Genomic DNA, 24,538 nt, shown 5'->3' with positions numbered 1-24,538 from the left:
AGGAGGGGTTGTCATGAAGGGTGTCATTCTTGCAGGTGGAAAAGGTACGAGATTACGTCCGTTAACGAGTTCTATGCCAAAACCAATGGTTCCGTTAATGCAGAAACCAGTGATGCAATATAGCATAGAGTTGCTCAAAAAACATGGAATTACTGATATTGCAGTGACTGTTCATTATCTTCCTGAAGTGATTCGAGATTATTTCGGTGATGGATCTGATTTTGGAGTGAGACTAACCTATTTTGAAGAATTCACTCCACTTGGAACAGCAGGAAGTGTGAAACAGGCAGAAACTTTCTTGGATGAACCTTTTGTTGTCATTAGTGGTGATGCATTAACGAATTTTAATTTAAAGGAAGGTATTGATTTTCATCAGAGTAGAAATAGTCTAGTAACTGTTTTTATGAAAGAAGTTGATAATCCTTTTTCCTTCGGTGTCATTCAGACAAATCAACATAACCAAATTATCCGATTTCTAGAGAAGCCTAAGGTAAGTGAATGTTTTAGTAACACTGTGAATACCGGTATTTATATTATGGATCCTAGTATTTTCTCCCACATGCAAGAAAAGGTTCAACTCGATTTCAGCTTAGATGTATTTCCAAGAGTAATTGATAGTGGACAGTTGTATGGATACCATGCAAACGGATATTGGTCTGATATCGGAACATTAAAGCAATATCATCAAGCACAACATGATTGGCTCCAGATGATTGACCCTGAAGAATTAGCGATCTAATTTGATATACAAATACAAAAGGTAGGTGACCGTAATAATGTACAATTATAATCAAACACTTAAACCGTTTGGAATATGGATGGATGGACATTGTTCTTGGTTAAATAGTCTCGAGTGGGATATTTCCCCTACTGAAATGAAAGAAACGAATGTGACTGTGATTGCTGCCTTTCATAAAGTATGGAAAATACATGTAACCATCTTACAAGAGAGATTACATCAAGCTTCCCATTTTGATTATACGTTTACAATAAAAAATCATTCTAATCGCGATAGAGTAATAAAATTTGTTTATCATCATAATAGCAATTCCAATGATGAACAAGTCGTTTCAATGGTGTCATCATCAGAGAAAACAGTGATGCATTATAATGGGAATAAAATATCTCTTCTTGCTACTCACTTTTTTCAGCACGAGAATTTTCATTTAGCTGTTGGTGAGAGAGGAACGATTTGGAACGAGAAGACAGGAAACCTAACGTTGTCTCCGATCTGGCGTGGGTCTCAAGAAAGTATGATGGTGACTGAATTGCACATGTCCAAAAATGAAGAAAGAGTTGGTAGGGTCTGGGGAGTGCAAGGAGAAACAGAAGAAGACGTTCAGCAAGCTCACTTCCAAAGATTAGAATACAACCATCTTGGATTTGTTGCTAAACAAATTTTATAAGTGCTTAGTAAAAAAGGAGAAGGTCATTCCTTGCGTTATTAATAAAAGGCAAAGGCTTAGATCGATGCCCGAGGGCAAAGAGAAGGCCACTCGCCGCTAACTAAAAAACGGCATCGTCTAGCGCCCATTGCACAGTGTTTAGTGAAAAAGGGAAGGGCATTCCTTTTTTACTAAACACTGTAAAGAAAAAAGACTTGATCCTGTCGGGAAGATTTGCTATCATATTCAAGTATGAACAAAGCACAGTTTGGAGGGATAGCACATGCGTGTACAAGTAACTCTTGCTTGCACTGAGACAGGCGATCGTAATTATATTACTACAAAAAATAAACGTACGAATCCTGAGCGTATTGAATTCAAAAAATATAGCCCAAGATTAAAGCGTCATACGCTTCACCGCGAAACAAAGTAAGCAGTTGGATCTTCCACTGCTTTTTTTTGTTTTTATAGACTAATTTGATGAGGGAGCGGCCTTTCATGTCATTAAAACAAGAATGTCGGAATCAGATTCAAAGAGAACTGAAAACAATGCCAGACCAATTATTTGATAGAGCCTGTCAAGAGATCGCTGAACATTTGTTTAGGTCTGCTTATTGGCAAGAAACAACTAGAATTGCTACAACAATTTCCCGAGACCGAGAGATCGATACATCAGCTATTATTCAACGAGCTTGGTCTGAAGGAAAGCAGGTTATGGTTCCTCGGACAAATTTCAATAATAAGACAATGGTCTTTTACATAATTACTCATTTCGATCAGCTTGAAACGCGTTCATATGGGATCAAGGAGCCAAGGCCAACTGAGACGATCGAAATCCCACCTAGCCAAATTGATCTTTTGCTAGTACCAGGAGTTGCCTTTGATCAACGTGGTTATAGGCTTGGCTATGGTGGTGGATTTTATGATCGCTTTTTACAAATTTGTAATGCTAGAACATTGTCACTTGCATTAACGGAACAAATTCTACCGGAAATCCCACTCGATTATCATGATCTACCTGTTGATCATCTCCTTACACCAAATGGGTTCATTAAATGAGTATGCTGATACCAGGAATTTTATTGCTTGCCTATTATGCTTATAAAACAGAGAAGCTTACCCGTTCAGGTGCCGTGACAGCAATGATTGTTGGAGTTGCTATCGCATATGGTTTAGGGTTAGAAGGTCTTTTTGTTTTAGGTTTGTTCTTTTTTAGCTCTAGCTACTTAAGTTCATTTAAGAAAGAGAGCAAAGAAGAAGAGATTAATGAAAAAGGTAGCAGACGCGATGCAATGCAGGTGTTAGCGAATGGAGGAATAGCTGCTCTATGTGCAATGATGTATAAGCTTGATCCATCATCCATTTGGATTTTGGGTTTTCTAGGTAGTATAGCTGCAGCAACTGCTGATACATGGGCATCAGAGATTGGCCCTTTAAGTCGGAGAAGACCTTGGCATATTAGAACGTGGCAACATGTCGAGAAAGGAACCTCGGGTGCGATTTCTATTAGAGGTACACTAGCTGCTATAGTAGGTAGCTTGGTCATTGCCCTTACATCATTATTATTTTTTGACTTTGGTAGTTTGGTTCTAGCCTTTGTTGTTCTTATTACAATTGCTGGCTTCCTTGGAAATTGTTTCGATACTGTATTAGGTGCTTACGGACAAGTTACTTACCGTTGCCATATATGCGGGATGGAGACAGAGCGATTGTCGCATTGTATGCAACCTACTGAGCAAATAAAAGGATGGAAATGGGTAAACAATGATATCGTGAATATAACCTGTACTTTTGTAGGAGCATTAATAGCGATCATGACGAGTTGGTCCGCATTTTGAGGAGGGAAATCATGGGAGAGAAAAATGAACGATATTCAAGACAGATGCGCTTTTCACCAATTGGTGAATTAGGACAGGAACGTTTATCAGAAAAGGCCGTTCTCATTGTCGGTGTTGGAGCATTAGGAACAGTACTTGCTAACCATCTTGTTAGGGCGGGTGTTGGCCTTGTCCGCCTTGCAGACAGAGACTACGTAGAAATGAGTAATCTCCAAAGACAAATGCTTTTTGATGAACACGATGTAGAATCGAGTCTACCGAAAGCGATTGCTGCCAAAAATAAGCTGAAAGCAATCAACTCTGATGTTGAAATAGAAGCAGTGGTAACAGATGTAACGATTGAAAGTTTACCAGAGCTTATTGAAGGAATCGATCTTGTTCTGGATGGAACAGACAATTTCAAAACTAGATTTCTACTTAATGATATGTGCTATAAATTGGGTGTGCCGTTTGCTTATGGAGGAGCTGTAAGTTCAAGAGGTATGTCAGCATTGTTCATTCCAGGTCAAACACCTTGTTTACGCTGTTTTATTGGGCAAGGAGCAGGAAGTGGACAAACATGTGATACGATTGGCGTTATTAGCCCTGTTGTTGATATTGTTGCCTCGTATCAGGTTGTAGAAGCAATGAAGTATCTTGTCGGAGATATAAAGTCACTAAGACATACCCTCAAAAGCTTTGATTTGTGGGGAAACCATCAATTTGATTTAAAAATGGACAAGCCGAAAGACAATTGTCCGACATGTCAGCTTAAGAACTATCCCGCGTTAACCGAAGAAGACGATCATATGACAACGCTTTGTGGACGAGAAACGGTACAAATTCAAGCTGGACACCCTTTAGAGTTAAATCTATGGGCAGAAAGACTTGGTAAGGTTTCAGATGTTAAGGTTACGCCTTTTTTAATTCGGGCACAGCTTGTTGAGGGAGAAAGATTCGTTTTGTTTCCTGATGGCAGAGTTTTAGTTCAGGGTACAGAGGATCTTGTGAGGGCAAAATCATTATTTAATAAATACATTGGTGGCTAAAGTAAGAAGGAAGGATGGATAAAATCGAGAATATCGTTGCACATTAATAGCAAAGGAGGGCTAAAAATGTTCCAACGTTTATTTTCGCTTGTATCGTTTGTTATTTCTTTTTACTTTGCTTACAAATATCGTTACAGAGTATTAAATGCGTTTTTAGGGCGTCGTATTTTACGGAAGCTGGCAGTAAGCCTTGCGATGCAAATCCCGTTTATTCGTGATAAGGTTCTTGGATCAGTCCTACAGTACAAACGTCCACAGATGAATAACTAGCCTTGAAGGGTCTGTCCGAGAATCATTACAAGGATAGGCCCTTTTAATTACAATGTGGTTGCTTTTCATGTGCACAACGGTGCATCGTTGATATAATGAATGAAAAAGAAATAAAGAGAGGTTATCAATGAACATACTTAAACAAGATTACCTTTTCTGGAAAATTGTTCACCATTATGTGTTTACATTAAAATGGCGTGTATTAGACCAACGCACAAATGAAATTTGGCTGGAAAATGAAGGATCTAAGCCTCGAGAAGTCATTCGTGTTATTCGAACTGACATTGATTGGGCAAATTCATTAAGAAATAATGTCATTCAGTCAGTAAAAGCATTTGAACGTATTCGTCAGCATTTAAGCGTCAGAGAATTAGTAGGGAAAAATCTATTCATATCAGTATATCCGCCCGTTGATTCATGGGAGGATATTGTTAAACCCTTTTTCATTAACGAAAAACAAAAAACAAAGGTTGTTACTTCATTACTGACAAAAGAGGGAGAAGGGCATTTGGATAAGGATGATTCCGTTTTACTTGCCTTAGATACTCTACAATCAAATGAAGATGTTGAACAATTAGAACAGCAGATACAGAAGTTGAAACAAGAGGTACAAACGGGAATTAGAGCACGTCTTGAAAACGAGAAGAACTTGTTTCTATTTGGAAAACCAATTGCGACTTATCTTTTGTTAGCCACGGTAGCTATTTTGTTCTTTTTTCTTGAAAGAAGTGGCGGAAGTACATCAATCCTGACCTTGATCGAGTTTGGTGCGAAATATAATCCTCTCATTATTGAAGGAGAATGGTGGCGCTTTTTCACAAGCATGTTTTTACATATTGGCTTTGTTCACTTAGCTATGAACTCATTAGCCCTCATTTATTTAGGTGGGGCAGTCGAGAGGATGTACGGGACCCGTCGCTTTTTAATTATTTATCTCATTGCTGGGTTGATTGGTTCGATTGCAAGCTTTGCATTTAATACAAAGGTATCAGCTGGGGCTTCTGGAGCAATCTTTGGTTGCTTTGGTGCATTACTCTACTTTGGTACGATTCATCCAAAGCTTTTCTTCCGAACGATGGGGAAAAACCTTTTTTTCGTGCTGGCCCTTAATCTTATCTTTGGTTTCTCGGTTCAAGTGGTTGACAACGGTGCCCATATCGGCGGATTAGTTGGAGGATTTCTTGCTTCTGCAATGCTACATTTACCAAAACATACTCGTTCCTATAAGCAATTTCTAGCTGCGATTGCTACTGCAGCGACAATGGCTATCCTTTTGTTTTATGGGTGGAACAATGATCAAAAAACAGTGGATCCACTAACGGAGCTCTCGCTTGGGCAGGAATATTTGATGGCTGAGAATGTTGATGAGGCCTATCCTTTTTTACAAAGAGCTGTCGAGATTGACCCAACGATGCCTGAGGCAACATTTTTACTTGCATACGCTGAGGCAATGAGAGGGAATTATCAAGAAGCACATCAGCTTTTGGAAACGACAATTACGGAGCGACCAGATTTTCATGAAGCCCACTATAACCTAGCTCTAGTATATCTAGAATTTAATCAAATAGAAAAGGCTCGGGAGGCCGTTTCCCGAGCAATGGAACTCGATTCAAATCAACAGTATTTAGATTTGTATAATGAATTGTCAAACGAATAGCTACGGTGAGATTGTTTGCAGTAGTTGAACTGGTTCACCGTCAGCTGTACGAAATAGGACAAAGAAGTGATCTGGTTTCTCTGGAATCAATATGAGTGGGACGGTACTCCCGATTGGACTGACGGTTGTACCGTCTTGTTTTCTAATACCGAGAACATAGTTCTTGTATAATCCTTCCCATAATCCGCCTAGAAATGTTGCTGTTTGTTCCTCGCTAAGCCCTGGTAGTGCATTCTCATAATCAGCAAGAGCCGTTAAAGGAATTTTCTCGTATTCTTCAGCAGGTAGATTAAAGTAAGTAAATAATTCCTCCCAGTCAAATGTTTGTTGCTGAGAAAGGATATAGTCTAGGATTCGTTTACTTTCATGTTCTTCTTCTGTATCTGGAACACGAAAGGAATGAAGTGGACTTAATGGTGAATCAATCACATAGAGCTGATCAAAGCTTAGAGACTGAGCACTTTTGATTTCTTCATTTGGATAATGAAGTTCAGCATGATGGAAGGTTACAACACGATAGTGGCCACTATCATCTGATTGGACCTCCTTTTCCATTTCTACATAGTCTGTTTTCTCCTTCCATTTTGATAACGTATCTTTTAAATAGCCATCTTCAAATAAAAGAGAAACATCCTGCCGTAAATAAGCCTCTTGGTCAAGCTTTGAAGATACCTCCCAATTCAAACGGTATTCATCCTCATCCTCAAATGATTGAAAATTAATGGAAGAGTGCTTCTCACTAAATGATGCATTCGAATCAATTGGGAAGAAGATGAGGGCATCTTTTAATGGTTCAGGTTTGATCGAAAAAACAAGAAATAATCCAACTAAAAATGACATGATAACTAGAACAATCGTGAATGTTATTTTTTTCATGGTGTCCCTCCAATGGACAAACTATTTGCGACATTTATATGTCTGAAAAAGCTCTTTTATGCTTTGATGAATGGAATTTGGCACAAAAGCAAATAATGTAAGAGAATTGGGGGCTATTATAATGACTACGAAAACAAATATTAAAAACCCGGTGACATCAAATTTTGATCAGAATATCGCTTTTCTAAAAAAAGAATTGGCTGTCGATGATAGCTTTGATTTGATTCATCTAGAGCTTGAATATGCTGAACGACAAATGGGCTTATTTCTTGTTGATGGTTTTGGAAAAGATCAGGCCATCACACAAATTCAACGTCAATTGATATTGATGAAGGCAGAAGACCTTGATGAGAAGCCGCTAGAGAAATTGATTAAGCATCATATTCCTTATGTAGAGATTGAAGCTGTCGATGATTTAGATAAGGTCGTCGATCTAGTGTTATCAGGTCCGGCCGCATTAGTTGTTGATGGGCTTGATAAGGTCATCCTTATTGATACAAGAGAATATCCTGTTCGTGGTCCAGAAGAACCAGACACTGAGCAAGTTATTCGTGGATCGAAGGATGGATTTGTTGAAACGATTGTAATGAATGCGGCTCTTATTCGACGTCGAGTTAGAGATCGAACGATGAGAGTGGAATATATTCAAATTGGTAAGCGTTCCAAAACGGATATTGCTGTGTCTTACATTGCTGATATTGCTGACCCAGGGTATGTAAAGCAAATAAAAAAAGCAATAAAAAAAATAGACACAGATGGTTTGTCAATGGCAGACAAAACGATTGAAGAATTTGTTTTCGGACATCATTCCAATCCATACCCATTAGTTCGTTATACGGAAAGACCAGATGTAGCTGCCTCGCATTTGTTTGAAGGACATATAATCATTATTGTGGACGGGTCTCCAAGTGTTATGATTGCCCCTGTTACCTTCTGGCACCATCTTCAGCATGCGGAAGAATACAGACAAAAGCCTGTTGTTGGTGCAAGTCATAGATTGGTTCGTTATGTGGCGGTATGGGCTTCGTTATTTCTATTACCTTTATGGTATTTGCTAGCTACAAATTCTTTTTATGTGCCGGCAGCACTTGAATTCATAGGCGAAGAAAAGACCGGAGCAATTCCGCTATTTGTCCAGTTCTTGATTGCTGAAATGGGGATTGAGATGCTAAGGATGGCCGCGATACATACTCCGAATGCGCTAGCGACAGCACTAGGATTAGTGGCTGCATTGCTTATAGGAGACGTTGCAATTAATGTTGGGCTGTTTTCACCTGAGGTTGTATTGTACCTAGCAGTTGTCGCAGTAGGGTCATTTGCTACTCCGAGTTATGAGTTAAGCCTAGCAAATCGTCTTGTCAGAGTGGCATTACTTGTTTCAACAGCAGCATTTGGGATGGCAGGACTGGTGATTGGTATAACGGTATGGATCCTAATGCTTGTCAATTTAAGTGCCCTTGGTACACCATACCTATGGCCATTCCTACCATTCAAACCAAAAGCCTTTTTAGATGTACTAGTAAGAAGAGCCATGCCACACAGAAGACAGCGCCCTTCAGTTCTCCATCCTCAAGATAGCGATCGCTAAGAGAAAATATAAATCGTAGAGCTGAATTTCTTTTGAATATGTAATGTATAGTAAGAGGCTCGACATAACCAAGTGGATGAAATATGCCACTGGTAAATGTCCATTTTTGAGCTGTTTGGAGTAAAAAATAGGAGTACAGGAAAAGATGACCCACATTATGGATGATCTAGACCTGTCTCCTTATTTTTGTTTTTTGGTTTCATGATTCGATTCAGATTAACTAGAAAATTGTAGTAGCACCCTGAACTTGCATATGCATGCCATCCTTAGGAAAAGATTTTTCGTATCACTTTTATTGAATTTCTCGTTTGACTTTAACGAGTCTGAATAAGTAGACGTTTTGTGATCAGAAGACCCATCCAAAAAGTTTTACTAATCTTTTGAAATTCACTATTAAGAGAAGAAAGATTCTATCTTACCTTTCATCAAAGCGGACGGGATGGGCGGGCCGACTCCTGCAGGAAGAAAGGGCAGGTTGAAATCCACCGGCGTAGCCGGTTAGTTCAACGCCCGCCTGCGGAAAGCGTGCCCCCCATCCCGGTAGCCTATTCGAAGCATCTTTCTACGTATCAATTGTTCGGATTTTCTTTACTCTTCCTTAAAATCCTTCTCGTACAAATCATCCTTAATAAAAATTTCCTTCTCATCAACTGCCTGTGACTCATGTGCTAATACTAGACCAATTGGTGTATCTTGTTGAGGATTAACGATCGTATAGCGAATCCCTAGTTTTGACGCCTCTTGGATGTAATTTGAATAATGGGGGTAGCTTAAGTCATTATTTATGTATAAATGTGCATTTGGTTTTGTTTTCATTTTCGTAATAACCTCAGGGTAGGTCCCTTTTTTGAATACTTGCTTTTTGGTTAAAGCAATGTAGATTCTTTCAATAATGGTTGTAAGAAATAGGCTACGCTCCTCTGATTTTATTTCTGGTGCACCATAGATACCTCGGTCAAGAATATCCTTCATTTTCTGGTCCATATCTATCCCTCTTTCCTTATGTTTGTCCTTCTTATCTTATCCTTATCGACATAAGATATAAAGTGAATAAAATATGAAGGAGATGTTGCTGATGTGGTTAATAATGTTAGTACTGATTTTTATTTTTACAATCGGCGTCACTATTGGAGGATTGCTTGCAGCACCGAAAGACCCCCCAAGACCCATTCACCTATTTCTGTTTTCATTATTTTTCTCGATCCTTTGTTATATAGGTATGCTAGCAGGTATGTTTTTAACTGGGTGGATCGGTTTTCGTTTTATTGAAATTATTCTATCTATTTTTGCTCTGCTATTTATTGTAGCAAGTATATCAAGATACCATCCAACATTTGGATTTTTTCATCCCGAAGACAAAGTAGTCCTACTGGTTCTGGCGGTTATTTTCTTTTTGATTGGTTTTGAATACGGATTACTTGAAATGAGGACATTTTTTACGTTGACTGCAGGTGTTATATTTACAGCTGCTCTTGCCTTTGGTCTATTTATTCAAATTCGATTCCTACAGATGGCCCGTCGATCTACCTATATTTCATTCATTCCATTAGTCTGGCTTCTTTTCGTAACAGTAATTAAACTGTTATAATAGGAGTGAGGTGAGTATGATGAAGACGATGTACGATGTCCAACAATTACTAAAGAAGCATGGGACAATTATTTATACTGGCGATCGTGCACTAGATCTTGCTCTAATGGAGGAAGAATTAAGAGAGTTGCACGAATGGAATATAATAGAGAGGACATTGTATATCGCAGGTCTTCGCATCTTACGAAATGAAATGAGCACAGTACGAGAGTAGAGGGTGGATATGATGGAGAAGTGGTTTGTAGGGGTAGATATTGGCGGTACAACAATTAAGATGGCCTTTGTAACAGGTGAAGGAGAAATTATTTCAAAATGGGAAATACCGACTAATACCGCCAATGGTGGAACGGAAATTCCAGAGGACATTGCTGAGGCAATTCGTCAAAAATCTGCTGAATTGGGTGAATCTGTAGACCACCTTCAAGCAATTGGAGTAGGTGCACCTGGATTCATTAATATGGATACAGGCTTCATTTATCAAGCGGTTAATATAGGATGGAAAGATTTCGCGTTAAAGGATCTACTTGAAAAAGAAACAGGATTGCCTGTAACCGTAGACAATGACGCAAATATCGCTGCCCTTGGAGAGATGTGGCGTGGATCAGGTGATGGGGCACGCGATCTTCTTTGTGTCACACTAGGCACAGGTGTTGGTGGGGGAATTGTTGCCAACGGACAGATCTTAAATGGAGCGAACGGGATGGCTGGTGAAATCGGCCATAACACAGTGATCGCTGAGGGTGGAATGCCTTGTAATTGTGGCAAGACTGGTTGTCTAGAAACCGTTGCCTCTGCAACTGGGATTAAAAGACTTGCGATGAACGCTTTAGCAGATGGTTCACCATCGACTTTAGCTGATCTATTGGAGCAGCATGGAGCTATTAGCTCAAAAGAAGTATTTGAAGCAGCTGAATTAGGTGACGAAGTAGCGCAATCGGTTGTCCATGAAGTTTGCTTCCATTTAGGATTAGCGTTGGCTAATTTAGCGAATGCCCTAAATCCTGCGAAAATAGTCGTCGGTGGGGGAGTTTCAAAAGCAGGTCAGCACCTTTTAGATCCTCTAGAGTCTGAATTTAGACGATTCGCTCTGCCAAGAGTAGCTGAAGGAGCAGAATTTAAAATTGCAACACTCGGAAATGATGCTGGTGTCATTGGTGGGGCTTGGATAGCGAAGCAACTATCATAATTACTCGTTCTCCTTTATACATATATGGTATGACTTGTTAAAGTTGATGTATAAAGGGGACTAGAGGATGTTAGAATACCGTACAGAGCGAGATCTTCTGGGTGAGAAGAAGGTACCAAAAAGTGCCTATTACGGCATTCAAACGATGCGAGCAGTAGAAAACTTTCCGATTACAGGCTATCCCCCGCATCCAGAGCTTATTAGAGCATTTGGCTATGTAAAGAAAGCAGCAGCTCTTTCGAATAAAGAGGTAGGAACTCTAAAGAAGGATATTGCTGATGCCATTGTTAAAGCATCTGAAGAAGTCATTGAAGGTCTTCTTAATGATCATTTCATTGTAGATGCTATACAAGGAGGAGCCGGCACTTCTTTTAATATGAATGCAAATGAAGTGATTGCTAATCGAGCAATCGAGCTTCTAGGTGGAGAAAAAGGTGAGTATTTACGCGTTAGTCCAAATACACATGTTAACATGGCACAGTCAACAAATGATGTATTTCCAACTGCCATTCATATTTCTTCGCTAAGACTTGTTAATCAATTATGTGATGAGATTAAAAAGTTCATTCATACATTAGAAGAGAAGGAGCGGGAATTTCATTCTGTCCTAAAGATGGGTAGAACGCATTTACAGGATGCTGTACCAATAAGATTAGGTCAAGAGTTTGGGGCGTATCGCCGTGTTATATCTCGTGACTTAAAACGAATTGAGCAATCTAGCAATCATTTATTTGAAGTGAATATGGGTGCAACTGCGATCGGGACCGGTTTGAATGCTAAGGTTGATTATATTAAAAAGGTTGTTTTTCACTTAGCACAATGTACGGGCTTTCCATTTAAAACTTCGGAGGATCTAGTAGATTTAACTCAAAATACAGATGCTTATACGACATTATCAAGCACGTTAAAGATCCTTGCCATTAATCTTTCTAAGATGGCTAATGATCTGCGTTTGATGAGTTCAGGGCCTCGAACGGGGTTCAATGAAATTAATTTGCCATCAAGGCAGCCTGGTTCTTCAATCATGCCAGGGAAGGTTAATCCAGTCATGTGCGAAGTGATTAACCAAATCTCCTTTCAAGTGATTGGGAATGACCAAACCATTACAATGGCGTCAGAGGCTGGACAACTTGAACTTAATGTTATGGAACCTGTTCTTATTTTTAATTTATTACAATCATTGTCTATCTTGAAAAATGGAATACATGTTTTTCGAATCTATGCAGTTGAAGGGATTACGGCCAATATTGATCGTTGTCTCGAACAGGTCGAACGAAGTGTTGGGATCATAACCGCGATTAATCCTCATGTCGGTTATGAAATGGCCTCACGTGTTGCGAAGGAAGCGATCAAGACAAATCGTTCTGTTAGAGAGATTTGCTTAGAAAGAGGGATCCTTTCAGAAGAGGAGCTAAATGAGATCCTTGATCCTAATGAAATGACTAGTCCAGGTATTGCTGGAGCTAGATTTATAGAAGGCTCATGACAGACGTGGTTGTCTCAAAGTACCAAAATAAATAAGTAGATTCCCTTTTTATCACACATATTGCAAGGTTCCTGAAAGATACAGTAACACCATCAGTGCTTAGAGATTTGTCCAAAGGTTGCATTTATTCCTTTTGTGACAAATCTTTTTTTGTTTTTTTAGAAAAAAGTGAAACGTAATAGGGAAAAAAATCGTCTAATATACATAAAGAAGAAATTGTCGTTTAAGATAGAACATGAGATAATGCGGTGAGGAGGGGGAGAAAGTCATCTTGAGATACATCTTTTTTTATATGATTGTTTTATTTGTACTTACTGCATGTTCAACCGCGGAACCACTTGAGGTAACTCCATCCCCATTAACAAAGAAAGAGAAGTCAGAAAAGGTTGAAGTTCCTGAATCTTTCGTAGAAGCTTCGGCAATTATCCCTTTACAAAAGAGGTCCCCATCTTTTATTGAAGTAGTAGGGTGGGTTAATGATGAAACGATTCTTTATTTAGAGGAAAACGAGCAAGGTTCCAAGCTTATGACTTACGAGCTATACACAACTCAATCTTCTGTTTTTTTCGAAACGGATGATTGGATTATTGATACACAAACAAATGAAGACTCAACTCTTTTTGCTATTCAGACACTAAGTGAGACAGAGGGAGCAAAATTGACCATTGTCAATCAATTAGGGGAAGAAAAATTGGTTATAAGAGATTTAGGAGAGGAGTATTCTGTCTTCTGGAATCCTTATAACATAAACACTTTTGTTTTAGTCGCTTTCTTACCGGATTGGCAGTTCACATCTTATGTTGTCGATGTAACGGAAGGTTCAATTGATGAGATTGATCTAGAACAGTCCTATATGCAATGGGTTGATGACACAAAGGTCGCCTATTTGAAGTGGGATGAAATTGAACCAACGTATTTTGCACCACTCTTTGAACTTGATATTGAAACTGGAGAGAAATCAATTTGGAAAGATGACGTCATTGCCTATATGAGTTTCTCTGAAGGTCTCTCTCTTACTGTGACGGTCGACCGACCAGATGCTCTGTACTCATCATATACTTTTTATAAGGACCAGGAATCCTTTAGAGAAATTGAAATGCCGATATTGAATACGTATTCCGAACAATGGTGGGTACCTTATTACACATATGACAAACAATTAAATCTCTTTTATTACATGCGTCCCAAATACAGTAGTGATTTCTTTAGCTATACTGATGGATATGAATTGATTGCCTATAACGTAGAAGAAGATTCAGAAAAGAAGCTTGCAACGTTCGAACGTAATCTTCCATTAAAGATATCACCTTCTGGAAAAGCGATTTTACTTGGAGAGCAATTTGAACAAGTATATGATGTCAATAAGGGATCAATCATTAATCTTCTAGGAGAGTAGTCTCTTGCATTTTAAGGTCATTCTGTCATAATGGAGACAAAGAATAGCACTTAAAATGAAGACTAGGGGTGTCGATTTTGACTGAGAAAAAGGATCAATCCTTTTACCCTCGTACCTGATCTGGCTAATACCAGCGTAGGGAAGTCGATGCAAATGAGAGTATATCATCTGTAGCCGTATTCCGTATGTTCGGGATACGGCTTTTTAATTTATAAGGGGTGGAAGGTAATGAGAGAATTTAAGTTATATGCAATTACAGGAGAAGAGTTTCATCAAGGGAAGAGCTTGCTGGATGTAATGGAAGAAGCCATTTTGGGTGGAGTTGATATCATCCAGCTCAGAGATAAAACGAGTAGCAAAAAAGAAGTATTCGAAAAGGCAAAGCAGCTGCGGGAACTTACGAAAAAACATAATGTAACGTTTATCGTCAATGATCACATCGATGTTGCATTAGCTGTTGATGCAGACGGAATTCATATTGGACAAGATGATTTACCGATTCAAGAAGCGAGAAAGCTTGTTGGAGATAAGATTATTGGCTTATCTACACATCATATTGAGGAAGCCCGCCTAGCGGAAGCAGAAGGTGCGGACTATATTGGTGTTGGTCCAATATTTGAAACAAAAAGTAAAGTCGATGTGGTTGACCCTGTAACAACAGAATATATTAGACAAGTTTCATCAGAGATCAAGATTCCTTTTGTCGCAATTGGAGGGATTAAACTTCACAATGTCGATCAAGTTCTTGCAGCTGGTGCAACTAGAATTTGTATGATCAGTGAAATTGTTGGTGCAGAAGATATCCAGTCTGTCTGTAAACAATTCATACAGAAATTAGAGACTAAGGGAGTGTAAGTAGATGCAATTGATTGTCAATGGTGATGAGCATCATTTAGTTGTGCGTACTCTTGCAGAGGTTGTTGCTCATTTTGAACTAGAATCCCAACTCGTTGTAACTGAGGTTAATGGGGAAATTATAGATCGATCACAGTGGGAAGCGACAGAGATTGAAGATGGAATGAAGATTGAATTAGTTCAATTTGTTGGAGGAGGATGAGCCATGGAAAAGAAACTTACAATAGCTGGAAAAGAGCTTTCATCTCGTTTTTTCCTTGGGACGGGAAGATATCCTAATCCTTTTGTTCAGAATGAAGCGATTAAGGCATCAGGAGCAGAAGTATTAACGTTTGCCATACGTCGTGTCAATTTAGAAGCACCTAGTGAAGATGCTATTTTGCAACATTTAGAAGATATGCCGTTCACTTACTTACCTAATACCTCTGGTGCGAAAACTGCTGAGGAAGCAGTAAGGATTGCCAGATTAGCTAAAGCTTCGGGATTAAGTGATTGGATTAAGGTTGAGATTAGTGTTGATGAAAAAACATTACTACCAGATCCAATTGAGACATTAAAGGCAACTGAAATTCTTGTAAATGAAGGTTTTATCGTTCTTCCATATACTTCGGATGATCCTGTTCTTTGTAAGAAATTAGAACAAGCTGGTGCTGCTGCAGTTATGCCGGGCGGTGCACCTATAGGGACTGGACTCGGGATTTTGAACCCATATAATCTTCAGTTAATTATCGAACAATCTAATGTGCCAATTATTGTAGATGCTGGCTTGGGTTCGGCAATGGATGTGGCTCAAGCAATGGAGCTTGGGGCGGATGGTGTGTTAATGAATACACCAGTAGCGAAAGCGAAGGATCCTGTGAAAATGGCTCAGGCGATGAAGTATGCAATTGAGGCAGGTAGACTTTCATTTGAAGCAGGTCGAATACCGAAGAAAAAGTATGCAACAGCTAGTAGTGGACTTACATCATTTATCTCTAACTAGTAGCAGTGAAGCAAGGGGTGAGTTTTTTGGGGGAACATGTTCTTGTTTTAGGTGGCGGTGTCATTGGTCTTGCAACAGCCTTTGAATTAAATAAAAGAGGACATCAAGTGACGATACTAGAGAAAAACGTCTGTGGTGGACAGGCATCTGGTGCAGCAGCTGGAATGCTCGCACCTTTTTCAGAAATAGGGGAGGACCCAGACGATTTCTTCCAGCTTTGTTTAGATAGTTTACGTCTTTTTAAAAGGTGGCAGCAAGAGGTGAAAGCTGCTTCAAAACTAGATTTTGAATATAGTGAAAGTGGCAGTTTACATGCTGTCTATCATGAAGCTGATGTGCTAGCACTAGAAACACGTAAATCCTGGCAGAAAGAGTGGGGAGCTGAGGCTGAGCTTATTTCTGGCAATCGCTTACGGCAAATGGAGCCACTTCTTTCAAAGGATTTAATTGCAGCAATGTATTATCCTGAAGAAAGCCATGTCTTTGCTCCTGACTATGTCAAGGCTCTTGAGACTGCCTGTCGGTTGAATGGGGTCATTATTCATGATCAGCTAGAAACTGTTGAAGTGGTTGAATGGCAAGAAAGGGTAGCATTAAAATCAAAGGATAATCAAACATTTACTGGTGATCGCCTAGTCGTTTGTTCTGGGGCATGGTCTAGTGAACTTCAGGACACGTTTGGCCTTAGAATACCTGTCTACCCAATTAGAGGTCAAATCTGTGCATATGATCTTCCAGAAAATGACATAAAACATATTGTATATACAAGCCAAGGGTACTTTGTTCCAAAGGCTAATGGCACTCTTGTGAACGGGGCATCTGAGGACATTGCAGGGTTTAGAACAGATGTGACTGAAAAAGGGATTGCCCGTTTAACGAATTGGAATAAAAAGGTTTTCCCTCACTTGGAAACGAGGACACCTTTTCATACTTGGGCAGGTCTACGTCCAGCTACTCAAGATGGGTTCCCACTGATAGGGAAACTCGATCAAGCATCACATGTCATTTTTGCAACAGGACATTACCGAAATGGAATATTACTTAGTCCAGTTACCGCAATTGCTGTTGCCGATTTAATTGACGAAAGTAAGATTTATGGTCCGTTAGCATCGTGTAGACCAGAACGATTTTCATAAAAGGAGAGAAAGGCATGACAATTGCTAAAACACTAACAATTGCCGGTTCAGATAGTGGTGGAGGTGCTGGGGTTCAAGCAGATCTAAAAACGTTTCAAGAGCGTGATACGTTTGGAATGAGTGTGATAACAGCATTAACAGCACAAAATACACTCGGGGTACATGGGGTATTTCCACAGTCACTTGAAGCAATTGAAGCTCAAATTGATGCCGTCCTGTCTGATATCGGTGCAGATGCAGTCAAGACAGGAATGCTGTTTTCAGCAGAGATTATTACTCTAGTTGCTGAGAAGTTAACACAATATAATGTGAAGAATGTTGTCGTTGATCCAGTTATGATTGCGAAGGGCGGTGCAAAATTACTTCAAACAGAAGCAATAGAAGCCCTTGTTACAAAACTATTACCGGTTGCGACAGTAATTACTCCAAATCTACCTGAGGCAGCAACATTACTTGGTCTAGAAGAAATCGTTACAATTGAACAAATGAAGAATGCTGCAATTGAACTTCACAAAATGGGTCCGGATTATGTTGTGATCAAGGGTGGGCATTTACATGAAGGGCCAGCTGTAGATTTATTATATGATGGTCAAGACATTCATGAATTAGCAACAGAACGTATTGAAACAAAGCATACACACGGCACAGGGTGCACATTTGCAGCGGCTATAGCAGCTGAATTAGCCAAAGGCAAACCGATTAATGAAGCTGTTCAAACAGCAAAGGAATTTATTACATCTGCGATTTCTCATTCCTTAGAAATCGGAAATGGAATTGGGCCGACTAACCACGCAGCCTATCGGACATTAGCTAATAAAAAAGGTGTTCTTTAATATGTTTAGTGGAAATAAGCCAGTACTTATCTTACCAGGTATTTTAATGATTATTATGTTTATAGGTGGATATTATTTCTTAGGTGATACTGATACTTTTACAAATGAAGAACTTAAAGAGGTCATTGAGGTTGATGTGCAAGTGGACGAACAATCCCAAGGCTTGCGTATTCAAGGAGAATGGGACTGGACAATTATGCCTTCAGAAGGGATATATGGAGATGATTATATCAGTGTTTTTATTGAATCGGATGAATCATTTAGCATAGAGACTGCCGAGCTAAAGCTATTGTATGCTGGTGATGTGATCGAAGAAACCGCTGGTAAGGTTGTCGAAAACGGTGTAATTTTTTCGTTTAGTAATCAATTGGTTGAGCAAATTAGCTATGGCAATAGCGGTGAATTTGAAGTCGTAATGTCAGGGGAGAATGTAAAAGCAGAAGACATCTCGATTCGCTATCTTCATACATGGACTAATCATCTTCCTTTAGACTTAGATGATGCCAGTTTTCAAGATCCGACTTTTGGAGAAGCTGAAAATGTTCCATATTGGATACTAATTAAATAAAGGTGGGTTGATCATTGGTTGTCAAAGGACTTTCCTACCAAAAGGGCATTTTTTATATTGGCAAAGAATATGTATCATGTGCCTACCATGAAGGTGGCCGTCTACAGAGTTGGGTGAAGCCGGTTAATGGGAAAACGATGGCTTTAATGATGAAGCAAGTATTTCTAGCCATGCCGCTGTGGTTTAAAATCATACCGATTCTTCTTGTTACCCTTATTTTTTTACCGAAGATGTCCTCTGCTTTACAATGGGAAGGACTACCGTATTACCTTTTAATTTATTTCATGTTAGGAACTCACTTTATATTCCCGAAACAACTCAGAAAGTATCATGGGGCGGAGCATAAAGTATTCAGCTACAAAGGTCTTATATCAAGAGGAAGATTATCACTTATTAAAAGAGCAGCAATTACGAATCGACACTGCTCAACGAATGCCGTTGTCATTTATTTCTTGAGTGTTCTATTCATTAGTCTTGTACTTCTAATTTTACAATTTCCTTTATTTCGGGCAATAGAGCTGGCATCATACAGTAGTGTACTGATGATCCCAGTTGTTCAGAAATCTATGAAATTACCGCACGTTGGTTTTCTCTTTAGGAAGCCTATTCTTACTATTTCCTATTGGCTTCAGGTCTATGTCACTACGGAGGAGCCTGAGCGCAAGCATCTCCTCGCATCAATTGAATCCTATCGCAAGCTAGCAGCAGAAGAATTTCCAGAAAGATTAATAGTAAGAAGGAAATCAACAAAGAAGGAGGAGAAATCATTGGCTATTGTAGATGTAACGATTATCCCAATCGGTACCGAAACACCTAGTGTCAGTCAGTATGTTGCAAAAATTCAAGAGGTCCTTCAATCATACGAAGGAAAAATAAACTATCAGCTTACACCGATGAGTACATTAATTGAAGGAGAATTGCCAATCTTATTTGAAGTAATTCAGGCGATCCATGAAGTACCATTTACATATGGTATTAAGCGAGTGGCAACAAATATTCGAATCGATGATCGACGTGATAAACAATCAACGATGGCAGGGAAGCTAGAGGCTGTACAGTCTAAATTAACCGAAGCCAATCCACAACAGAATTCAGCGGAATGATTGAAAAAGCCATTAAGAATGTCATAGTGGGTTCGGTTAATCCGGGAAATCAGTAAATAACGACTTAACAGAGGGCATAATTCGCATATGAATGGGTGTCCTCTTTTTTGTTGTTATAGAAATAATTTGACGTTTACTATACTAATTAGCAGATCAACACCCATGCAACTTAACAACACCGCATAAAATTTATGCGATGTTGTTAAGTCTGTGCTAAAACTAATCTAAGATAGTTCACTAAACTAAGCGAGTTGTTTTTCTGAGCGTTTAAACTTGCATTATATTGCCAATTAACAGTTAATATATATGCTGATTAGTATAATATTTTCATTGTGATTTGCATTTTTCTCCCCGTCAACTTAACCGGTTAAGATCACCTAATGGCTTTTAATTATAGACAGAAGTTCTTTAATTTAGCCACGATTCAATCGTTTCACCATTGTCACGTGTGGGATTCCTGCGTCAAGGAATTCGTCTGAAACCGTTTCATATCCAAGCTTCGCATAAAATGGCTCAGCTTGTCGTTGAGCATTTAACTTTGCTTTTGTGAATCCTTTATCAGAAATGGTTGTTTCAATGTCCTGCATAAGCAATCGTCCTACTCCTGTACCACGAGCGACTTTGGCAATGCAGATTCGTTCGATTTTACCATAGCCATCCACAAAACGTAGTCGACCTGCTCCAGCAGGTACTTCTTGATCATTATATACGACAAAGTGGATAGCCTGATCTTCATATTGATCAATTTCCTCTTCAATAGGCACATGTTGCTCTTCGACAAATACCTCTGTTCTGATTTTGTAAGCATCTTCTAGCTGTTGTTTATTTATAACCTGTTGGACTTTCATAAGTATCTTAAGCTTCCTTTCCTAATCGAAATGTTTCATAAACGGTCCAAGAACCATTTTCAAGTTGATATAAAAGTTGCATGCGGTCAATCGTTTCCTCATGCTCGAACTCTTTCATCTTTAAGCGACCAACAATATCTGCATGCTCATCTTCTGATAAATCTTGACCAATTGTTAAATGGGGGACGAAGCTGTAAGGCTTTGTTTCCTCTGAATCCTGGTGTAATGCTTTATATAAATAGGTTAAGCTTTCATGCTCTTGAATTTTAAAGAAGATTGTATTTGACTGTGGATAAAAGCTGTCTACCTTATATACTTTAATATAAGCAGGATCAGCATTTTTCGCTATTTCTTTCAATGACTTAAGTAATTGAGGAAGCTGATCTTCCTCTAGCTCAAATGGATCCTTCAATGTGATATGCGGTGGGATCTGGGCATAATGTGTGTCATAGCGCATCCGAAATGAATTCGCTTGATCCTGTAATGGTTTTGAAGGAAAAAGAGCAATTCCGTATTTCATCGTAAAACCTCCCTTTTATGTATACGAAAGTAATGATTTTAGTCCACGTGGTAAATCCTTTTGCCAATAAGTCCATTTATGATCCCCATCAAACTCATGATAATAATAAGTGAAATCCATCTCTTCAATGAGCTCTGTTAATTGACGATTGGGCGGTATAAAATCAACAATGTTTCCGTCTGTTGTATTCACTGCTGTTTCCTTTAGACCAATAACATGATAGAGTGATAATTCTTCAGGCTTTTGACAAGCCTTCACCTCAGTCAAGACATCTTCATTTACGAATGGTGAGTGCATCATTACTTGCCCAAATAAGCTCGGATAGCGGACCGCTGTCATTAAAGAAACCGTTGCAGCAAGCGAATCACCAGCTAATGTCCGTGCTGAGGCAAGTGGTTCAAGTGGGTATTCCTCGTCAAGAAATGGTAGTAACTCATGTGCTAGAAAGCGTATATATGCTTCGTTCTTTTTTGCTCTTGGAAAGTAACGCTCTCTTCTTTCATCGACTGAAGGGTAGGGAACACCAACAATAATCGTTTCTCGTATGTCGCCTTCCTCCATTAGCGCCTCTGCTTGCCTAGGAATTCTACCAATTTGGAAATAATCATTTCCGTCCTGACATATAAGCAGATCATATGTCTTTAAAGGTGTAAAATCAGGAGGTGTATAAATAAGTAGTGAAATATCTTCTTTTAGCTCATTACTTTTGATTACAGCGTCAGTAATTGACCCTTGTAATGGTTTTTTAGCCATCAACTCAATTCCTTTCTTGAAATATGTCTTGTTCTTAGTTTACCTAATTTGCCAGAAGAATGCTATGATGAACGAATTGAGTAGTTGCGACATATTTTGTACAATAAGATAAATGAAATACGAGAAAGGTGAGGGCATGAAAAAGCTACCAAAGTGGATTTATTATAAACAAGTGTTCTACTCGAAGTTTCAAGCTGGTTGTGTAAAAGCAAAAATTGAAGACAATTGGATGAATGGGTATGAAATTGGTCCTCTAGTTGAAATAAAGAAACTACAATCAGAAAAATATATTGTTCGTTATACATATGACGAAATTATTTAGGGATCTTTCTTGAAGTTCTTCATGTTTTATTGTAAGTGGAAAAACGATCTTGGAGTATTTCTCCAAGATCGTTTTTTTTAATCAAATAATTTTTTGTATGTGCTGTAGCCTTCTTTTTCTAAGTCTTGTTTTGGAATGAAACGTAAGGCTGCAGAGTTGATGCAGTAGCGCAATCCATTTGGTCCGGGACCATCATTAAATACATGTCCAAGATGAGAATCGGCTTCTTTGCTACGGACCTCTGTTCGTACCATGGAGTGACTGAAGTCTTCTTTTTCTATAACTTCTTCTTCAACGATAGGTTTCGTGAAGCTTGGCCAGCCACACCCTGCATCGTATTTATCATTAGAGCTAAATAGTGGTTTGCCAGATACGATGTCAACATAGATCCCATCTTCTTCGTTTTCGTAGTATTCATTTCGAAATGGAGGTTCAGTTCCATTTTCCTGTGTGACATGATACTGCATCTCTGTTAGTTTCTGTTTAAGTTGTTCCTTCTTTTCGTTACTCATTCTAATTCCTCCTAGCTCCAGTGGCGATTAATATAGTCTTCTCGTCCAGACCCTTTTCGATATCTTGAATAATGTGCAGGATTCTTTTGATAGTAGTCTTGATGATAGTCTTCAGCTGGATAAAACGTCGACGCAGGTAAGATTAATGTGGCTATTGGCTTTGAAAAGCGTCCACTATTTTCAAGTTTCTCTTTTGAGTTTTCAGCAACTATTCTCTGTTCTTCTGAATGATAAAAAATAGCGGTTCGGTATGAATCACCTCTGTCAAAAAACTGTCCACCTGCATCAGTCGGATCGATTTGTTGCCAGAAAATATCAACAATTTTTTCGTAGGAAAAGATTGCTGGATCAAATGTAATTTGTACTGCTTCAAAATGTCCAGTTGTTTCGGAGCACACTTCTTTATACGTTGGATTTTCAGTATGGCCACCTGTATAACCAGAGATAACAGATTCAATCCCATCGTATTGATCAAATGGCTTGACCATGCACCAAAAGCAGCCGCCAGCAAATGTTGCCTTCTCAAAGGAAGATGTTTTCATTACGCCTTACCCCCTTTTTCTTTGTCCTTAGTATAGCATGTCACATCCTTGTTTACTTAGTAGATGCTCATAGTGGATTTTTGTTTAGGTTTGAGTCAATCCCCATCAAAATCAGCTTTCGGACGAGCATACCAACAACATAACCGCTTATATGAAAGAGGATAGGTGCCCAGATAACACCGAGTATGTGGTTAAATATGGAGAATGTTGAAGAGTACACAACCCCAACCGTTCCGAAATAGGCCGATATCGCAAATGGAACAAATGCGTAGCGTATCTTATCGCCACCAGCATCCCGGTAAGCATCATACATTGAAAATAAGTACAAACATGGGTAGAACATAATCCATTGGTAGTTCACAACAGCGTTCGCTGCTTCACCGTTGCCATAAAAGCTAGGAATAATGGCTAAATTTAATCGAGCTTGAACATTTACTGTAAATTCGAGGATTACGAAAAAGAAACCTTTTGCGTACTTTTTATTTAAAAATTGCCCAAACCCAGGAAAGGCAATACACCAAAACAAGACTTCCATCCTTTTTTCTTTTTCCATACATTCTCCCTTCTGAAAAGACGCCGCATAAGCTGGGCGGGATCAAAATGAATCTGTTAATTGTGAAATATACTTAAGATAAGGAGTGGGAGATCAAAAGTAATCATTCTATGGTTGGAAGAAGGGGCTAAATAAATAGATCTGTGTTTTCATAAGATGCCTCCAGTTTATTTCTGTTGTTCTAGTTTGGCACTTAAATAATTTTCTAACCGAGTCAAACAGAATTTTCTTGGATCAAAGAAATTGAACACAAAAAAGCCACCGAAAAAGAGTTTCTTTTTCAGTGACTGCTGATCTAATCTTTTACTTTATAGATCGAATCGTGACATCTTGATTGGAAGAAAGCTTCTCGGGTAAACGATCGATTGCTGTCGTTACATTATCAATCTTCTGCTCGAGCCGGTAGAGTAAATAGATTGTAACCATGACAGGAAAACCGTATTCTCCGAGTAGTGGCATCCAAACATTAAGACCATCCATATTACAACTCTACAGGTGTGACATTTCTTTCAACAACACGTGCTCCTATAATAGCAACCAGGTTTCCACCACTTGTCACAATTGTATCCCCTGCAATAATCTCATTCATTGAGTTCGTAATCAAAACCTGATCAAGTGGTTCGATTGGATCGTCAACGGATAAAGTGACTGAACGACCTTCCTCATTTTTAAACAATAGTTCTAAACGTTTGCTCATTGCTATTCCTCCTCAT

31 protein-coding genes, 2 pseudogenes and 1 riboswitch are annotated in these 24,538 nt (G+C 39.0%); of the genes and pseudogenes, 23 read left to right on the top strand and 10 right to left on the bottom strand.

Going from position 1 to position 24,538, the window contains the following annotated elements; translation table 11 throughout:
• Positions 1 to 13 precede the first annotated feature (13 nt).
• From J7W16_RS08870 to J7W16_RS08835, 8 genes and pseudogenes are all read left to right on the top strand, one after another.
• Positions 14 to 706: pseudogene (locus tag J7W16_RS08870) on the top strand (nucleotidyltransferase family protein); the annotation flags it as partial.
• A gap of 70 nt (positions 707 to 776) precedes the next feature.
• On the top strand, positions 777 to 1,406 hold the full coding sequence (locus J7W16_RS08865; protein WP_210596938.1) for a hypothetical protein: 630 nt from the start codon (positions 777 to 779) through the stop codon (positions 1,404 to 1,406).
• A gap of 262 nt (positions 1,407 to 1,668) precedes the next feature.
• On the top strand, positions 1,669 to 1,818 hold the full coding sequence (rpmG, locus tag J7W16_RS08860; protein ID WP_034624960.1) for a 50S ribosomal protein L33: 150 nt from the start codon (positions 1,669 to 1,671) through the stop codon (positions 1,816 to 1,818).
• 65 nt (positions 1,819 to 1,883) lie between these two features.
• Positions 1,884 to 2,444 carry a 5-formyltetrahydrofolate cyclo-ligase gene (locus J7W16_RS08855; RefSeq protein ID WP_210596937.1) on the top strand — a complete coding sequence of 187 codons (561 nt, stop codon included), beginning with the start codon at positions 1,884 to 1,886 and terminating at the stop codon, positions 2,442 to 2,444.
• Positions 2,441 to 3,223 carry a DUF92 domain-containing protein gene (locus J7W16_RS08850; protein WP_210596936.1) on the top strand — a complete coding sequence of 261 codons (783 nt, stop codon included), beginning with the start codon at positions 2,441 to 2,443 and terminating at the stop codon, positions 3,221 to 3,223. Before J7W16_RS08855 ends, J7W16_RS08850 begins: the two co-directional genes overlap by 4 nt.
• 11 nt (positions 3,224 to 3,234) lie before the next feature.
• Positions 3,235 to 4,251, top strand: a complete 1,017-nt coding sequence (locus tag J7W16_RS08845; RefSeq protein ID WP_210596935.1) for a ThiF family adenylyltransferase — start codon at positions 3,235 to 3,237, stop codon at positions 4,249 to 4,251.
• Between the two features lie 66 nt (positions 4,252 to 4,317).
• Complete coding sequence (locus J7W16_RS08840; protein WP_210596934.1) at positions 4,318 to 4,521, top strand: sodium:proton antiporter; 204 nt, start codon at positions 4,318 to 4,320, stop codon at positions 4,519 to 4,521.
• 127 nt (positions 4,522 to 4,648) lie between these two features.
• On the top strand, positions 4,649 to 6,178 hold the full coding sequence (locus tag J7W16_RS08835; RefSeq protein WP_210596933.1) for a rhomboid family protein: 1,530 nt from the start codon (positions 4,649 to 4,651) through the stop codon (positions 6,176 to 6,178).
• On the opposite strand, the gene J7W16_RS08830 is transcribed toward J7W16_RS08835, so the two are convergent.
• A complete protein-coding gene (locus tag J7W16_RS08830) occupies positions 6,179 to 7,054 on the bottom strand; it encodes a hypothetical protein (protein ID WP_210596932.1) in 876 nt (291 codons plus the stop codon). It lies immediately after the preceding gene.
• 121 nt (positions 7,055 to 7,175) lie between these two features.
• On the opposite strand from J7W16_RS08830, the gene J7W16_RS08825 reads away from it, so the two are divergent.
• The gene (locus J7W16_RS08825) at positions 7,176 to 8,642 is read left to right on the top strand and encodes a spore germination protein (protein ID WP_210596931.1); all 1,467 of its coding nucleotides are present in this window, start codon (positions 7,176 to 7,178) and stop codon (positions 8,640 to 8,642) included.
• 588 nt (positions 8,643 to 9,230) lie between these two features.
• On the opposite strand, the gene J7W16_RS08820 is transcribed toward J7W16_RS08825, so the two are convergent.
• Entirely contained in the window at positions 9,231 to 9,626 is a 396-nt protein-coding gene (locus J7W16_RS08820; protein WP_210596930.1) for a YueI family protein, read from the bottom strand.
• A gap of 91 nt (positions 9,627 to 9,717) precedes the next feature.
• Here J7W16_RS08820 and J7W16_RS08815 point away from each other — a divergent pair, with 91 nt between their 5' ends.
• The 13 genes and pseudogenes from J7W16_RS08815 to J7W16_RS22285 all read left to right on the top strand — a co-directional run bounded on the left by J7W16_RS08815 (position 9,718) and on the right by J7W16_RS22285 (position 19,775).
• The gene (locus J7W16_RS08815; protein WP_210596929.1) at positions 9,718 to 10,230 is read left to right on the top strand and encodes a hypothetical protein; all 513 of its coding nucleotides are present in this window, start codon (positions 9,718 to 9,720) and stop codon (positions 10,228 to 10,230) included.
• A 19-nt stretch (positions 10,231 to 10,249) separates the two neighbouring features.
• Positions 10,250 to 10,444 (top strand): YqgQ family protein, encoded by a 195-nt coding sequence (locus tag J7W16_RS08810; protein ID WP_210597225.1) that lies wholly within the window; start codon positions 10,250 to 10,252, stop codon positions 10,442 to 10,444.
• Between the two features lie 9 nt (positions 10,445 to 10,453).
• Positions 10,454 to 11,416 (top strand): ROK family glucokinase, encoded by a 963-nt coding sequence (locus tag J7W16_RS08805; RefSeq protein WP_210596928.1) that lies wholly within the window; start codon positions 10,454 to 10,456, stop codon positions 11,414 to 11,416.
• Positions 11,417 to 11,483: 67 nt separating this feature from the next.
• Positions 11,484 to 12,902 (top strand): aspartate ammonia-lyase, encoded by a 1,419-nt coding sequence (gene aspA, locus J7W16_RS08800; RefSeq protein ID WP_210596927.1) that lies wholly within the window; start codon positions 11,484 to 11,486, stop codon positions 12,900 to 12,902.
• Positions 12,903 to 13,173: 271 nt separating this feature from the next.
• Entirely contained in the window at positions 13,174 to 14,298 is a 1,125-nt protein-coding gene (locus J7W16_RS08795; protein WP_210596926.1) for a YqgU-like beta propeller domain-containing protein, read from the top strand.
• Between the two features lie 54 nt (positions 14,299 to 14,352).
• Positions 14,353 to 14,457: riboswitch (TPP riboswitch) on the top strand.
• A gap of 69 nt (positions 14,458 to 14,526) precedes the next feature.
• Entirely contained in the window at positions 14,527 to 15,153 is a 627-nt protein-coding gene (gene thiE / locus J7W16_RS08790) for a thiamine phosphate synthase (protein ID WP_210596925.1), read from the top strand.
• Between the two features lie 4 nt (positions 15,154 to 15,157).
• Positions 15,158 to 15,355, top strand: coding sequence for a sulfur carrier protein ThiS (gene thiS / locus J7W16_RS08785; RefSeq protein ID WP_210596924.1), 198 nt, complete (start codon positions 15,158 to 15,160; stop codon positions 15,353 to 15,355).
• Positions 15,356 to 15,358: 3 nt separating this feature from the next.
• A complete protein-coding gene (locus J7W16_RS08780; protein ID WP_210596923.1) occupies positions 15,359 to 16,135 on the top strand; it encodes a thiazole synthase in 777 nt (258 codons plus the stop codon).
• 26 nt (positions 16,136 to 16,161) lie between these two features.
• On the top strand, positions 16,162 to 17,271 hold the full coding sequence (thiO, locus tag J7W16_RS08775) for a glycine oxidase ThiO (protein WP_210596922.1): 1,110 nt from the start codon (positions 16,162 to 16,164) through the stop codon (positions 17,269 to 17,271).
• 14 nt (positions 17,272 to 17,285) lie between these two features.
• Positions 17,286 to 18,104 (top strand): bifunctional hydroxymethylpyrimidine kinase/phosphomethylpyrimidine kinase, encoded by an 819-nt coding sequence (gene thiD, locus J7W16_RS08770; RefSeq protein ID WP_210596921.1) that lies wholly within the window; start codon positions 17,286 to 17,288, stop codon positions 18,102 to 18,104.
• Between the two features lies 1 nt (position 18,105).
• A complete protein-coding gene (locus J7W16_RS08765) occupies positions 18,106 to 18,672 on the top strand; it encodes a hypothetical protein (protein ID WP_210596920.1) in 567 nt (188 codons plus the stop codon).
• A gap of 14 nt (positions 18,673 to 18,686) precedes the next feature.
• Positions 18,687 to 19,364: pseudogene (locus tag J7W16_RS22290) on the top strand (DUF1385 domain-containing protein); the annotation flags it as partial.
• Between the two features lie 75 nt (positions 19,365 to 19,439).
• The gene (locus tag J7W16_RS22285; RefSeq protein WP_346726919.1) at positions 19,440 to 19,775 is read left to right on the top strand and encodes an MTH1187 family thiamine-binding protein; all 336 of its coding nucleotides are present in this window, start codon (positions 19,440 to 19,442) and stop codon (positions 19,773 to 19,775) included.
• Between the two features lie 413 nt (positions 19,776 to 20,188).
• On the opposite strand, the gene J7W16_RS08755 is transcribed toward J7W16_RS22285, so the two are convergent.
• Genes J7W16_RS08755 through J7W16_RS08745 form a run of 3 tightly spaced genes read right to left on the bottom strand, consistent with a single transcriptional unit; the run spans position 20,189 to position 21,896 of the window.
• Positions 20,189 to 20,623 carry a GNAT family N-acetyltransferase gene (locus J7W16_RS08755; protein WP_210596918.1) on the bottom strand — a complete coding sequence of 145 codons (435 nt, stop codon included), beginning with the start codon at positions 20,621 to 20,623 and terminating at the stop codon, positions 20,189 to 20,191.
• A 7-nt stretch (positions 20,624 to 20,630) separates the two neighbouring features.
• A complete protein-coding gene (locus tag J7W16_RS08750) occupies positions 20,631 to 21,143 on the bottom strand; it encodes a YjcG family protein (RefSeq protein WP_210596917.1) in 513 nt (170 codons plus the stop codon).
• A 15-nt stretch (positions 21,144 to 21,158) separates the two neighbouring features.
• A complete protein-coding gene (locus J7W16_RS08745; protein ID WP_210596916.1) occupies positions 21,159 to 21,896 on the bottom strand; it encodes an esterase family protein in 738 nt (245 codons plus the stop codon).
• A gap of 136 nt (positions 21,897 to 22,032) precedes the next feature.
• Here J7W16_RS08745 and J7W16_RS08740 point away from each other — a divergent pair, with 136 nt between their 5' ends.
• On the top strand, positions 22,033 to 22,218 hold the full coding sequence (locus J7W16_RS08740; RefSeq protein WP_210596915.1) for a hypothetical protein: 186 nt from the start codon (positions 22,033 to 22,035) through the stop codon (positions 22,216 to 22,218).
• A 77-nt stretch (positions 22,219 to 22,295) separates the two neighbouring features.
• On the opposite strand, the gene msrB is transcribed toward J7W16_RS08740, so the two are convergent.
• The 5 genes from msrB to J7W16_RS08715 all read right to left on the bottom strand — a co-directional run bounded on the left by msrB (position 22,296) and on the right by J7W16_RS08715 (position 24,522).
• Positions 22,296 to 22,730 carry a peptide-methionine (R)-S-oxide reductase MsrB gene (msrB, locus tag J7W16_RS08735; RefSeq protein ID WP_210596914.1) on the bottom strand — a complete coding sequence of 145 codons (435 nt, stop codon included), beginning with the start codon at positions 22,728 to 22,730 and terminating at the stop codon, positions 22,296 to 22,298.
• A gap of 11 nt (positions 22,731 to 22,741) precedes the next feature.
• On the bottom strand, positions 22,742 to 23,272 hold the full coding sequence (gene msrA, locus J7W16_RS08730; RefSeq protein WP_210596913.1) for a peptide-methionine (S)-S-oxide reductase MsrA: 531 nt from the start codon (positions 23,270 to 23,272) through the stop codon (positions 22,742 to 22,744).
• A 67-nt stretch (positions 23,273 to 23,339) separates the two neighbouring features.
• Positions 23,340 to 23,825 carry a hypothetical protein gene (locus J7W16_RS08725; RefSeq protein ID WP_210596912.1) on the bottom strand — a complete coding sequence of 162 codons (486 nt, stop codon included), beginning with the start codon at positions 23,823 to 23,825 and terminating at the stop codon, positions 23,340 to 23,342.
• Positions 23,826 to 24,128: 303 nt separating this feature from the next.
• Entirely contained in the window at positions 24,129 to 24,305 is a 177-nt protein-coding gene (locus J7W16_RS08720; protein WP_210596911.1) for a YvrJ family protein, read from the bottom strand.
• A 1-nt stretch (position 24,306) separates the two neighbouring features.
• Entirely contained in the window at positions 24,307 to 24,522 is a 216-nt protein-coding gene (locus J7W16_RS08715) for a DUF2922 domain-containing protein (protein WP_210596910.1), read from the bottom strand.
• Positions 24,523 to 24,538 lie beyond the last annotated feature (16 nt).

It is taken from the genome of Halalkalibacter suaedae (assembly GCF_017939705.1).
GTDB lineage: Bacteria > Bacillota > Bacilli > Bacillales > Bacillaceae_D > Halalkalibacter > Halalkalibacter suaedae.
This window is presented reverse-complemented; position numbering and strand designations above follow the sequence as displayed.